The organism is uncultured Aquimarina sp. (genome assembly GCF_947496855.1).
Classification (GTDB): domain Bacteria; phylum Bacteroidota; class Bacteroidia; order Flavobacteriales; family Flavobacteriaceae; genus Aquimarina.
In genome coordinates this window covers 1-14,056 of the sequence record NZ_CANMED010000012.1, presented here as the reverse complement: position 1 = coordinate 14,056, position 14,056 = coordinate 1, and the positions used below count along the sequence as shown (strand labels likewise).

Here is a 14,056-nt window from a genome sequence, read left to right as displayed (position 1 = left end):
ATAATAAAAAAACAGCTAACAATTTGTATAGTTCATTTGCTCCCTTTGGGAAGCAAACGCACCATACAAGAGACGTTACCAGCAATTAGGAAAAGAATGGATATTAAAAATCTAGACATTAACCCTTATGTTTTAAGTGAAAAGGTTATTGAAAATGGAAATAATTCTTTCAAATTATGGCTTGAGTTCGAAATATCGACTCCTTGGAATGACGTAGAAAATGATTTTTCAAATATTATCGTTGATACTCTAGACGGAAGAAACTACGGAATAAATGTTTGGACATTTAAATTTCTGGAATCCTCAATTAAACAGGATAAAGAAAATGGTGAGAATTTAAACGGACTTTATCAAATACCACCAGATTTGTTTGTAAAAGAATTGACTCGAAATTGTATCGAAAAAACAATCGCTGACTTATTAGAAAATGGAAATTTAGAAGAATCTTTAAATAACTCAATTTTTGAGCTGAAATTTCTTGACCCATATTGGGACACAATTGAAATGGAAGAGAAAAGTATTCAAGAGATAATGAACGAACTCAAACTTGAATTACCTGAAAATCATCTGCTTCATAATGAGAATACTGAACTAATAGCAAAAAAGACGAATAATGATGATATCGTATTGGAATTAGAAGATGAAAGAATTGCGGTTGTTCATCTTAGTTGGAAATCAAAAAAAGAAATTGATGGATATCCATTAACAAGAGTCTATAAAGACAAAGCAGATTTTTGGAATCAAGAAATGAAACAAGATATTCTAGAATTTAAAAAATAAAAAGCTGGTAACATTATATATGAAATCAGAGCAAATTTAGTGTCGCATGGAAAGGTCATTTATTTTTTGCAGTCGCGCTAGATTTTTATAAATTAAATAAGAAATAAAAATGCGCAAATAGATCAATTGATTCAGGTATACTTGCCTTGCTCCGATTCATATATTTAGCGTTGTCTGTAATTAACCAAAATATGAAATAAGTGAACGCATTTAAGAAGTATTTCTCAAAGATTAATGCTAATCATCAATTTAAATTAGGGCTTGAAGAGCACAAAAAGGGAAGAATAGATAATGCAATTGAATTATACACAAGAGCTTTAGAAAAGTATAATAATCACATACCAAGTTTATTTACAAGAGGTTCTTTATATATAGATATATTTCAATGGGATAAAGCCTTAATGGACTTAGAGAAAGTATATGAAATGGATCCAAAAGCCGACAATATTCATTTTCTGTTAGGAGTTTGTCAATGTTCTATCGGAAACGAAGAAATTGGAATAAAAAATTTAGAGAAGCAAATTGAATTGACTCCAAAAAGACCGGAATCGTATTGGAACAAAGCCATCTTCCATTTACGGAATGAAAAATATGACTTAGCTATAAAAGATATTAATAAATCTATCAAAATTACTCCAAAAAATCCTTATCTACATTCTATAAAAGGTAAAATATTAGAAGAACAATCTCTGATTAATGAAGCAGAAGAAAGCTATCTTAAAGGAGCTAATCTTGAAAAAAAGCCTGCAGATTCAACTATCAGATTAAAAGAATTTTATAAACGTATCAAAAATATTGATGGAAGTATTGAAATAATAGAAAGAATACTTGAAGTATTTCCTTATGAGCCCGAAATTTTGGCAGAGGGCGGTGATATGTATAAAAATAAAGGAAATTTTACCAAAGCAAAAGATTATTACGAAAGAGCAAAAAATGCAGGCTGGGAAAAGGCAAAGGAAAAATTGGCTGAACTTAGCTCTGAAAAATAAAACTACAGACAACAATTTGTATATTGCATATGCCGCCTTCGGCAGGCAAACGCACCATACAAGAGCCGTTAAGGCGCATACTCTAACTCTGAAAATCAAAACGCAATCAAAACGCAACGGCGGACGAGCCACGATCGAAAGACCTGAGAGTTTTTGTGATGGCTAATGTCGGATCGAATGTAAAAAAGCGATAAAAAAACCACTCAAAAGGAATGTTTCGGAGTAAAGCGTGCAAAAAATCGCTTTTTTTTAGTTGATTACGAAAATATTGACGAAAAGAGGGTTTGTGATTCTATGGTTTGGTAAGTGATAGATCCAATGGCTGCAAAGCGATCGCAGGAAGATAAAATAAGTAAAACGGAATTATAACGCAATCAGATATCGCTTCGCTGCGGAATATTTGCAAAGTACAGGCTTGTAAAAGTGGTACGCGCCATAACACCATATAAATGATCATAGCAGGTCGGTGATAAATCGATAGGTTCGTGTATATTTGATAAGGCGCAATGCTTGCAAAATGAAAAAATTAGCAACCAATGCGCAGAAAAACCATAAAACAGGGTGACAATTTGCCCTGCTACGACACTTATATAAAACGTTGTGGTTAATTTAAATATAAAATTTGTGAAAAGAGTTATCTTCATATTCCTAACTCTAATTTTCGTCTGCTGTAAAAAAGAAAAAGTTGACGGAATAATAATCGGTGGTACATTGCTTACTCATCAATCTTTAGAAAGAAATCGTAAAATTGAAAAATTGATTTTACAATCACTCAAAAAAGATAAAAACTCAATAATTGAGTTAAAAAATTTCCCAAACGGAGGTGCGGCTAGTGCGTATGATTTAGGATATATAATTACTCAGATAATTTATCGAATTGGAGAAAAAGATTTCGCAAAAATACTGATTGAAATACCAAAATCTGAACGAAAAGGTTTTGCCGGATTCATTATGGCGGGACTTGAATACGGAGATAATGATTATGACGGAAAAATGGATAATAAACGAATGGAATCTGAATTTCCAAAACTGACTGAAATATTGAATGAATAAAAACTAACCACAACAACATATATGTGATCATAGCAGTTAGGTGATCAATCGAATGGTTATTGTATTTTTGGTAAGACGCAATGCTTGCAGAATGGAAAAGTTAGCAACCAATGCGCAGAAAAACCGAAAAGCAAGGTAACATTTTCACCTGCTACGACACATATATTAAACGTTACCATACATAAAAATCAGTTCGGATAAATTACGGGATATTAAGCAAGTATGATCTGAAAAGTTGAAACGGAATCGGAATCAAAAACTGACGAAAAACTAATTCCTGAATTGATTAGTAAACCGGAATCTGAAAATCAAAACGCAACAACGGAACTCAGACGAAAAAATGATGGATTTGCAGAAGTTTAATTGGAATCGGAATGGAAACCAAGCAAAACGTGCGGCGGACAATACTCGGACGGATATATGAAGTGTTTTGAGGAATAAAACGTATACTGAATTTCAAAAAAACGTATGGTAACAACATATATGTGATCATAGCAGCAAAGTAATCAATCGATTGGTTGTTGTATATTTATGAAGGCGCAAAGCTTGCAGAATGGAAAAATTAGCAACCAATGCGCAGAAAAACCAAAAAACAGGGTAACAATTTGCCCTGCTACGACACATATATTAAACGTTGTGGGTAATTAAAAAACGAATTTGACAAAAAAAATAATATTAATTGGAATTGTTTTCCTTTTGGTTGGCTGTTTCTCAACTGAAACAAAAAATGCTGAAAAAGCATATAAATATTGGTCTGGAAACAAATCTCCAAAGGAGATAGAACTATTAAAAGGAGAATATTATCAATCGCCTCACTTCACACTCGAATATGAACTATTCCTTAAATTCAAATCTGATAAAAAATGGTTTGATGAATTTGTTGAATATAACGGACTGGAAATTGATACGATTGGAAATGATTGGAAAAGTTGGACTGAATTACCTGAATGGTTTAAACCTGACCATAATTATCTGATTTATGCAAAAGACCAAGCGAACGAATTTGAACGTTCGAGATATTTACGAAATCTAGAAACTGGAATGAGTTATATCTATGAAACTGTTGGGATGTGAAAAATAAAAACTCCCCACAACACGATATATGTGATCATAGCAGCTAAGTGATGAATCGAAAAGTCTGTGTGTTTTGCAGTGGCGCAATGCTTGCAGGAAGTTAAAGTTAGCAACCAATGCGCAGAAAAACCGAAAAGCAAGGTAACATTTTACTCTGCTACGACACATATATTAAACGTTATGCACAAACTAAATGAAACAATGTCATCTAATAACATCCAGTACTTTTTCTTCTCAAGAATCGTTTGAAAACGCTTTGATTAAATTATTTGATTTGACAAAAATTTCTATAAAAGATTTATTTAATAATAAGCTGAGGAATGACTCAAAATCTGAATTAGCCATAAGAATTGATAATTGTCTAAAAAATGGAAAATTAGTTTCAACTGACTTGATTACTGAATTAGTCGGTGAGAGTATTAAAGGAATTACAAATGGAATTTTAATTACAGGATACCCTCGAACAAAAGAACAGTTTAATTCTTTAGAAATATTACTATCAAAGTCTAATTTCGAAATAAATAGAATGTGGGTTTTGGAATTAAAAAATATAGAAGATCTAATTTCGGAACGGAATTATGAAAATGTTGCGGAAGAAATGAGAAAAAAACATCAAGACACAATTAAGCAAAATAACGAAATATTGAAATTAATTGAGAATCCAAAAATTATCTCTAAAATTGATCTTGATTATCCTGTGAACTGGAAAAAGGATGAAATAAAAGAAAAAATAAAATCAGTGCATAACACTATATGATGTGATCATAGCTGTTTCGTGCTAGATCGAAAGGTCTTTGTATATTTATGAAGGCGCAATGCTTGCAAAAGGAAAAATATAGTAACCAATGCGCAGATATCGTCGAAAGTTAGGTAACATTTGCCACAGCTACGACACATATATTAAACGTTGTACAACATAAACTTTACTCAAATGCTATATGGATTTTCAATGAACCTGAAAGATCGGAGAGTAGATAAAATACTTCGCAATAAAGAAAATCAGAAAAATCAAATCTTTTATAGTCCAATATTGACTTGGGTAATATTTTGGTTTATTCTATTTTGTATTGCAATTCCTATAGTATTTTTTTCATGGCAATTAATATGGCATTACTTAGGCTATTATTTTTTTATTATTCTAGGAGTTTATTTTGGAATTGGATATTTAATTGCTTCTAAGTTAAATAATAGTTTTGTCCTTAATGAAGAAAATCTAATTATTGTAAACCCAAACTTTCCTTGGAATAGAGTTCAGTATTTTAAATTTAATGACATTCTCAAAATAGAATTCAAGGAAAATAAGCAACATTTTTTAGCTATAATATTTGGAATAGTAGAACGAAATTACATAGAAGTTTTTACAAAAAAGGGAGAGTCTAGATTTTATTGTTCAGGACTTAGTATCGATTGTTTTGATGAAAATTGGACAGAAAAAACATTAGATGATTTTAAATTTGAACTTCAAAAAACGGGAGTGGAAATCCAATGGTATTTAGATTAAATAAAAAAATAGCACGCATTACCTTCTACTCATAACTAAGTAAAAACGTTGTACAACAACATATATGTGTTCATAGCAGCTAAGTGATGAATCGAATGGTTCTTGTATATTTGGTAAGGCGCAATGCTTGCAGAATGTAAAAGTTAGCAACCAATGCGCGGATTTTGTCCTAAACAGGGTAACATTTTGCTCTGCTACGACACATATATTAAACGTTACCATTCATTTAAATAACTATATTAAAAATTTGATATTAAAATACTCTTAAATGATTATCGATCTAATTCTTTTATTAACAATTTGTCTTCCGTTTTATTTTATTTACAACATAGTTTTCCAAAGATTAACGACCAAAAAACGATTGATCATAGCATTGTTAACCTTTACTTCTTCTATGATTATATTATGCTTTGTCGTTTTTCCTTCAGATTATTATCAATGGAATAGTTTTAAAAAAGAAAAATGGAATACACACTCTGGAAAGAGATTTAAAATGTCCAAAGATTTGATGAAAAATCATATAAAAATTGGGATGCACAAATACGAAATAGTTAATTTACTAGGAAATGGAACTGATACTTTTAAATTTAGAGATAGTACCAATCTATATTATTATTTAGGACAGACACCTGGGCTTTTTAAATTAGATCCAGATTTTTTAGCAATACAGTTTAAGGACTCTTTGGTTGTTGATTTCAATCAATTCGAAGATTAAACAGCCAAAATTCAAATAAGAATCTATAATTTCAACGAAAATTAAAAATCAATGTATTGGCTAATATAAAATAACAAATGGTAACACTATATATGTGATCATAGCTGTCTAGTGCTAGATCGAAAGGTCTTTGTATATTTATGAAGGCGCAATGCTTGCAAAAGGAAAAATATAGCAACCAATGCGCATATTTCGTCGACAGTTAGGTAACATTTGCCACAGCTACGACACATATATTAAACGTTATAGCTCATAAAAAATCAAGTTCTATAAATAACGAAATATTGCGGAAATTTGATCTCAAAAATCGGTGCGAAATCAGAATCTAAAATTGACGAAAAACTGTTTCTTAAAATTAATTAGTTAACTAGAATCTGAAAATGAATACGCAACGACTGACAATACTCAGACGTAAAAAAGAAGGAGTTTTCGGAATCAAAACGCAACTGCGGACAGTACTCGGATGGCTAAATGATGTGTGTTGCGGAAGTTTAACCGGAATTGGAAAGCAAAACGCAATCAAAACGTGCGACGGACAGTACTCGGACGGCTAAATGAAGTGTTTTGCCGAAAATTAACCGAAAAATGGAATGATTTCGGAGTAAAAAGCAGAAAAACAGTACGCGCTATAACAATATATATGTGATCATGGCTAATTTGGGAATAATCGAATGGTTCTTGTATATTTAGGATGGCGCAGTGATTTTAAAGTTGAATTAAAGTATAAAATCTGCGCAGAATTGTCGATGGTTAGGTAACAATTTGCCTCGCCACGACACATATATTAAACGTTAGCCTACATACAAAATATGATAGAAAGTATAGACGAATTAAAACAAACTTTAGAATCGATTATCCTTTCAGGACCTTTAATGGAAATAAACTTCTATCAGGTTAATGATAACTTTTTCGAATTATCTAACGAAGGTATTTGGGTCATTGATGCTGGTATTGAATTGAAATTTCCATCTGGAATTATTTCTGCAGCTTGGAATTCTAAACTTGAATGTTATGTTTTGGAAAACAAATCCGTGAAAACTATATACGGACAAGATAATTTATATCAACTTGACAATAAAAATATTTCTGAATTAAAAAAATGCGTTGGACTAAATGTCTTGAATTCCAGTTTTAAAAGTATGGAATTTGAATATGTTGCTGACTATACAATGCGAACGGAAAAAGAAGAGCGTTTTGTTCAACTAATTCTTGAATTCCAGAACAAATCTAAGATCCAAATAGCATTTATAAATTATACGCTGGAAGAAAATAAGGGTCCATCTAATTTTTCATTTAGCATCATAACGGAATTACTAATCTCAACGAAAAAAATTGTGGAAATTAAAAACGTAGGCTAACACGATATATGTGATCATAGCTGCTAAGTGATTAATCGAATGGTTCTTGTATTTTTGGTAAGGCGCAATGCTTGCAGAAAGTATAAATTAGCAACCAATGCGCAGGAAAATCAAAAAGCAAGGTAACAATTTGCTCTGCTACTACACATATATTAAACGTTAGCAAACATTTGAGAAATGACACCTGGAATTGAAATTACAGAAACTGAATTAAAATTTACAGAATTTTCCTCAAAAGAAATTGGATTAGCCAAATATTGCAAATCATTTAACCTAAAGTTGAATGAAATAAAATTAATCGGAATTAGTCCAAGACTAGCTTTAGATGATGAATCGATTTTTATACTCATCATTGACAAATCGAAAAGAATTTACCCTATTCCTGACCATATAATTGGTACAAAAGGATTACAAGAATTTGAAAATTATTTTAAGTTGAGTTCCATTCAAAAAGAATGGGAGAGATTCGAACACGAAGATCATTATGGAAAAATGGATAAAGTAATTTATCCTAAAGAACAATATTGGAACGACTTGTTTGAAAAAGATTGGAAATTAAGAATTAGAACTCTTTACAGCTGGATTCAACCGAAATCGTTTTATGGAAATCTGAATAAAAAAAACGTGTCCGATTCTCTAAATCGATAACGGATTTCTAATCTGGGCGCAGCTGACTTTCACTCTGATGTTTTTAAACGTGCAACTGACATTGACTCGGCTGTTTATCAAAATGTGTAAGTGGATTTCAGATCTGATCGAGTAAAAATTTTCTGAGCTGGCGAAATGTTTACCTGTAACTCGTAATAAAACGATTTGCTAACAAAATGTATAGTTCATTGCTGGCTGATTTCCCTATCGGAAAATCATAACTGCTGAACAAAGGTTCGGTTCTTTTTACTAACTTAGTCTTTCCAGCAACGAACCATACATGAAACGTTACAGCACATATGATGAAAAAAGAAATAATTCCAATACTGATTTGTATACTTCTGCTACTCTACTCAATCGGAATTACACTTCTAACGGATTATGTACTAAATTATAAACATTATCTAGGAATAGCTCTCATTGGAATCTCAACAATACTTTATTTCAAGAATAAAAAGATGTTTGTTTATATATTCGGATTGACATTGATACTCGGAATTATAAGCTTAATAGATATTTATTATTGGGAAATTGTATTCAGCATTGGCCCCATTAATTTCAATCCAATATTTTTGGCTTTATTAATTACATTCCTTGTTTTAAATAAAAAGCAACTAAACGAAATGTTTCCCGAAAAGAAGTTGACGGAACAAGATCTGACGAATAAAAATGTAGAAACGGAAAAACTAATTGAGAGTTATCAACGAAAGTTCCAATCAAAACCTGAATCGGAATTGAAAAGTATTGCGGATGAAAATAGCGGTTATGTGAACGAAGCAAAAACTGCAGCAAAACACATTTTAAAAACAAAAAACGTGCTGTAACACTATATATGTGATCATAGCAGTTAGTTAGGTGATGAATCGAAAGGTTAGTGTATATTTGGTAAGGCGCAATGCTTGCAAAATGGAAAAGTTAGCAACCAATGCGCAGAAAAATCAAAAAGCAAGGTAACATTTTGCCCTGCTACGACACATATATTAAACGTTGTGTGTAAGCTAAAAAATGAGGAACTTTAAAATAAAAATCGGAATTATAATCTTTTTTGCTCTATTTGCGAATCTCGCATTTGGACAAAAAGACTCGTCAAAAACTGATTGGAATGAATTAATTGTTGGTAAATGGGTTAACAAAATAAACCGCACATTAGACGGAAAAGAATACACTGGATTAAAATGTCGAGATACGATTCAATATTTATCCAACGGAAAGTATATTTCTAATCAATGCGTTTGGAACGAAACTGGAAAATGGAAATTCTCTGACAAGAAAGATTTAATGATTCATTATGACATTGATAATGAATATTGGAAAAAGGAATTAGGAACAGATGACTTAGGAGAAAGTCACGCAGAAATTATCTCGTTATCAGAATCGGAATTAGTTACAGTCCTGTTCGATGAGGAAAAAGGTGAAATACACCAATTTTATGTTCGACTGGAATAAAAGCCTACACACAACAATGGCTATAATTAATACGGGTTTTGGTGCTTAACCCAAAGTTTAGGCATATTAACTAAGTCCGCCAAATCTTTTGATTTGGCTTTAAAACAAAAAAGATAAAACAAAATAAAAAGTTTTGGCTAAGTGCTTAATCGGAAATTAATAGCTTTTTAATTCCCGTACTAACCATAGCCGAGACGTTAGCAAACATAACCAATCAATGACCAAAATATTTATTCTGAATATCTTATTGTGTTTTTCTTATCTGAATGGAATTGCTCAGATAAATAAAAGTGAGTTGTTCGGCTTATGGACAAAAACTAAAATTGATATGAAGGATGGAAGTCAGTATGTGTCTTACTATCCTTCGGATAAAAGGTATATAGAATTTGATTTTAGAGAAAACCAGTATCTTTTTAATATTTATCCTGCTATAAAAGGAAAGGAAGCTAATTACAGCTATGTTTTAAGCGGTAATAGAATAATTGTTTCTGGAAATTTTGAATACGTCATTGAAAAGCTTGATCAGGATTCACTTATTATTGTTGAGCAAATGGAAGGTTTGTCTGATGACAAACTTAAAAGATATTATCTTACTAGAAAAAGTGTTTTAAGAGATCAATTTAAAGAGGATAATCGAAACGATTTAATTCTGAATGCTACTCAATTTTACACTCCAAAATATAGAGGAAATCTAACATTTGATTTAAATAAAAAGCTAAAAAAACAATTAGGTGTGGCATTAATATCAGGAACCTTAACCCTACAGGCTAAAACCAAAATTTCTTTGGTAACAGTTTCAGATATAGAAAGCACAAATGATAATTTGACAAATTCTATTATTAAAACTTTAGAAAAATCTTTTAAGAAATGGGAATTAAAAGGCTTCGAAGATTATACAGAAATAGTTATTCCGTTTATTATTTCAGTCAAAAATAAGGGTAAGTCTAGAGTTTGTAAGATTAAGCTTTTTTCCCAATCAATTGATGATCTAAATGCAGATTATGGAAAACCTTATGAGAATATGACTGAAAGCGGAAAATATTTTGATCTTGGAATTAAATCATATTCCGAAAACTCATATAAAAAAGCGATAGAATACTTTTCCAAAAGTATTGAATGGGATCATTCCTTTATTGATGCTTTATACAATAGAGCTGCTTCATATTCCGCAAATAATCAGCAAAAATTAGCCTGTGAGGACTGGAAAAGATTGGCAGAACTAGGACAAGTAAGAGCAACAGAACTCTTAAATGAGTACTGTAAATGACAAATATAAAACGTTTGCTAACAGTTTGTATATTGCATATGCCTCCTTCGGCAGGCAAACGCAACATACAAGGAACGTTAGGGCACATACTCAGAATCTGAAAATCAAAACGCAATCTGAACCTGTCTGCGGACGAGCCTCGAACGTTTGAACTGAGAGTTTTTGCAGTGGTTTGTATCGGATCCAAAGTAAAAAAGCGATAAAAAAATCACTCAAAAGAAGTGTTTCGGAGTAGTAACGTGCTGAAAAATCGCTTTTTTTTGGCTTATCACGATAATTTTGACGGAAAAAGGGTTTGTGATTTTTTAGTTTGGTAAGTGATAAATCCAAAGGCTGTAAAGTGATCGCGGGAGATTATGAAAAATAATACGGAGCAATTCGCAATCTGATATCAATTTACTGCAGCTTGTTTACTAAGTTCAGGCTTGTAAAAGTGGTACGTGCCATAACACTATATATGTGACCATAGCAGCTAGATGAAGAATCGAAAAGTCTGTGTATTTTTGCAATAGCGCAATGCTTGCAGAATGGAAAAGTTAGCAATCAATGCGCAAATAAATCGAAAAGCAAGGTAACAATTTGCCCTGCTACGACACTTATATATAACGTTAGGGCACATACTCAGAATCTGAAAAGCAAAACGCAATCTGAACCTGTCTGCGGACGAGCCTCGGTCGTATGAACTGAGAGTTTTGCAGTGGTTTGTATCAGATCGAAAGTAAAAAAGCGATAAAAAAATCACTCAAAAGAAATGTTTCGGAGTAATTCCGCGCAAAAAATCGCTTTTTTTGGCTTATCACGATAATTTTGACGGAAAAAGGGTTTGTGATTTTTTAGTTTGGTAAGTGATAAATCCAAAGGCTGTAAAGTGATCGCTGGAGATTAAGAAAAATAATACGGAGCAATTCGAAATCTGATATCACTTTACTGCAGCTTGTTTACTAAGTTCAGGCTTGTAAAAGTGGTACGTGCCATAACACTATATATGTGACCATAGCAGCTAGATGAAGAATCGAAAAGTCTGTGCATTTTTGCAATAGCGCAATGCTTGCAGAATGAAAAAGTTAGCAACCAATGCACAAATAAATCGAAAAGCAAGGTAACATTTTGCCCTGCTACGACACATATATTAAACGTTACCCAACATTTGAAGAATGAAGATTAAAATAAAACATATTGCATTAATCCTTTTTCTAGTTGATGTTCTTCTTCTCATAATCAATATTAAATATAAGGACGAAATTCCAACCATAATTCGTGATTTAGATTATGCGAAATTCTTTTTATTTCTAGGAATTGTAAGTTCCGTCGGCTATTTAATAATAGTAAAATTGAAAAAAGCTATAACTATTGTAGCAGCTATAGCAATCATCTTTTTTTGCATCTCAATGTTTTTCAACCTACGTTTAGCAAAAAATAATTACGATAGAATCCAATGTGATAATGGAATATCAGAATATTGGAAATATTTTGAATATAATTCTTGTGAAAAAATTAATAAGCGATTTGAGCAAGATGTAATAAATGGAGAACTCAAATATTTTCAAGATGAATATAATTCCGATTTGGAACTTGAAGAAAGACTAAGAGATAAACACGGTATTGAGCTTATCGGAATACGTTGCACCCAAGCTACCTCAATGGAATGTTATAATAACTTGGTAAAGGAATTATTTAAATAATAGATAAGTGAATAAAAGTCATAAGCAAATGGACTACTTACTCAAACGGAACTGTTATGTTGATGAATTTTTTAGCTTGTTAACGAAGATGGACTTCGAATTCGGACGAAAAAAAACGTTGGGTAACAACACCTATGCGATAATGCGGGGTTTGGGTTTGATCGAAAGGCTGTTGCCAATTTGGTTGGTCGCCAAAGATTTAAATTTAGTATTTTAGAAAAGATAAAAACAAAACATAAACTTTAGCTTAGTGCTAGTTCGAAAACCAATGATTTTTTGTTCCCGCACTACGCATAGCTAAACGTTAGCATATATTAAATAATCATACCCATCGAAATTATTAATGAAAATATTAGATTCTATATTTGGAAAAAAAAGGAAAATAACTGATGAATTCTTTGGAGAAATAGTTAGTCAAAGAATTAAAAAAGAGAGCCCGAATAAAGAATATACCTGGTATTTAGATTACTTGATGTCAAATGGGAAAGAAGAAACTCAAATAATCTTGGAAGGAAACTTCAAAACCCCAAATATTAACCAATTAGAAGAGTTAAAAAATGTAATAAAAAATTTACCTGACCTTTACACTAAAATGGACTCAGAAGTCCAAAAAATAAACTTGAATAAACCTTCTGACAAAAAGTTAATAGTAAATAAATGGCATGATGAATATTATTTATCAGCTGTTTTTCCTTTAGAAGGTCAAAAACCACAATTTGAAATTTGTTTTGACCCAATTGATGATGATAATGAAAATCTAGAATATATTAGTTTTGAATATGTAAACGGGGAAATTAAAAATATGAAGTTTTAATAAAACATATGCTAACACCATATATGTGATCATAGCAGCTAAGTGATTAATCCAATAGTCTGTGCATATTTGGTAAGGCGCAATGCTTGCAAAAAGAAAAAATAGCAACCAATGCGCAGAAAACGTCGACAGTTAGGTAACATTTGCCACAGCTACGACACATATATTAAACGTTAGCAACAAGATGAAAAACCAAATTACTAATCAGAATAATTTGAATAACTTTAATAGAACGCTAATATTTATTTTTGTTATTACCCTGACAATTAGCTGCCAGACTAACAACAAAAAAACACCTAAAACCAAAAGTAGTTTTCATACAATAAAAGGAATTGGGAAGGTAAAAAAAGGCACCTATACTTTTTGTGGAACTGTTCCTACTGAAGTAAATTACTCATATCGCAAGGGAAAATGGATATTTATAACCGATGACAAAATTAAAATTGCAGAAGGTGAATATTATACTACACTTATAAAAGATAATAGCAGTGGAGGTTGTGAGATTGAATATTTCGAAAGTACAATTGATCTAAAAAAATGGAAGTTTTGGGGTATTGATGGAAAAGATATTAAACCAAACGAACAACTAATTAGTTTAATTGAATCGAAAAAAACAACCAATATTATCAGTCTGAAGTAATAAACCAGTTGCTAACACGATATATGTGATCATAGCAGGTCGGTAACAAATCGATAGGTTCGTGTATATTTGGTAAGGCGCAATGCTTG

Annotated in this window: 15 protein-coding genes; all 15 read left to right on the top strand. The window is 31.6% G+C overall.

All coding sequences use genetic code 11. From position 1 onward, the window contains the following. A partial coding sequence (locus Q0921_RS24705) for a hypothetical protein (RefSeq protein ID WP_299261811.1) occupies nucleotides 1-780 on the top strand: 780 nt, incomplete at its 5' end. 200 nt (nucleotides 781-980) lie between these two features. Then, nucleotides 981-1,769: a hypothetical protein gene (locus Q0921_RS24700; protein ID WP_299261809.1), complete on the top strand. Its 789-nt coding sequence runs from the start codon at nucleotides 981-983 to the stop codon at nucleotides 1,767-1,769. A 624-nt stretch (nucleotides 1,770-2,393) separates the two neighbouring features. Beyond that, nucleotides 2,394-2,822, top strand: coding sequence for a hypothetical protein (locus Q0921_RS24695; protein WP_299261807.1), 429 nt, complete (start codon nucleotides 2,394-2,396; stop codon nucleotides 2,820-2,822). 657 nt (nucleotides 2,823-3,479) lie between these two features. Next, on the top strand, nucleotides 3,480-3,896 hold the full coding sequence (locus tag Q0921_RS24690; protein ID WP_299261805.1) for a hypothetical protein: 417 nt from the start codon (nucleotides 3,480-3,482) through the stop codon (nucleotides 3,894-3,896). A gap of 193 nt (nucleotides 3,897-4,089) precedes the next feature. Continuing rightward, nucleotides 4,090-4,653 carry a nucleoside monophosphate kinase gene (locus tag Q0921_RS24685; RefSeq protein ID WP_299261803.1) on the top strand — a complete coding sequence of 188 codons (564 nt, stop codon included), beginning with the start codon at nucleotides 4,090-4,092 and terminating at the stop codon, nucleotides 4,651-4,653. Nucleotides 4,654-4,827: 174 nt separating this feature from the next. Beyond that, entirely contained in the window at nucleotides 4,828-5,397 is a 570-nt protein-coding gene (locus tag Q0921_RS24680; protein WP_299261801.1) for a hypothetical protein, read from the top strand. A gap of 268 nt (nucleotides 5,398-5,665) precedes the next feature. Next, nucleotides 5,666-6,112 (top strand): hypothetical protein, encoded by a 447-nt coding sequence (locus tag Q0921_RS24675; RefSeq protein ID WP_299261798.1) that lies wholly within the window; start codon nucleotides 5,666-5,668, stop codon nucleotides 6,110-6,112. An 809-nt stretch (nucleotides 6,113-6,921) separates the two neighbouring features. Continuing rightward, nucleotides 6,922-7,470, top strand: a complete 549-nt coding sequence (locus Q0921_RS24670) for a hypothetical protein (protein ID WP_139195657.1) — start codon at nucleotides 6,922-6,924, stop codon at nucleotides 7,468-7,470. Between the two features lie 177 nt (nucleotides 7,471-7,647). Beyond that, nucleotides 7,648-8,118: a hypothetical protein gene (locus Q0921_RS24665; protein ID WP_299261795.1), complete on the top strand. Its 471-nt coding sequence runs from the start codon at nucleotides 7,648-7,650 to the stop codon at nucleotides 8,116-8,118. A 458-nt stretch (nucleotides 8,119-8,576) separates the two neighbouring features. After that, nucleotides 8,577-8,942 (top strand): hypothetical protein, encoded by a 366-nt coding sequence (locus Q0921_RS24660; RefSeq protein ID WP_299261793.1) that lies wholly within the window; start codon nucleotides 8,577-8,579, stop codon nucleotides 8,940-8,942. Nucleotides 8,943-9,123: 181 nt separating this feature from the next. Next, nucleotides 9,124-9,564, top strand: coding sequence for a hypothetical protein (locus tag Q0921_RS24655; protein ID WP_299261791.1), 441 nt, complete (start codon nucleotides 9,124-9,126; stop codon nucleotides 9,562-9,564). Nucleotides 9,565-9,781: 217 nt separating this feature from the next. Beyond that, on the top strand, nucleotides 9,782-10,831 hold the full coding sequence (locus Q0921_RS24650; protein WP_299261789.1) for a hypothetical protein: 1,050 nt from the start codon (nucleotides 9,782-9,784) through the stop codon (nucleotides 10,829-10,831). Nucleotides 10,832-11,985: 1,154 nt separating this feature from the next. Further along, complete coding sequence (locus Q0921_RS24645) at nucleotides 11,986-12,513, top strand: hypothetical protein (RefSeq protein ID WP_299261787.1); 528 nt, start codon at nucleotides 11,986-11,988, stop codon at nucleotides 12,511-12,513. A 343-nt stretch (nucleotides 12,514-12,856) separates the two neighbouring features. Next, nucleotides 12,857-13,327, top strand: coding sequence for a hypothetical protein (locus Q0921_RS24640; protein WP_299261785.1), 471 nt, complete (start codon nucleotides 12,857-12,859; stop codon nucleotides 13,325-13,327). Between the two features lie 184 nt (nucleotides 13,328-13,511). Next, a complete protein-coding gene (locus Q0921_RS24635; RefSeq protein WP_299261783.1) occupies nucleotides 13,512-13,967 on the top strand; it encodes a hypothetical protein in 456 nt (151 codons plus the stop codon). Nucleotides 13,968-14,056: the final 89 nt, after the last annotated feature.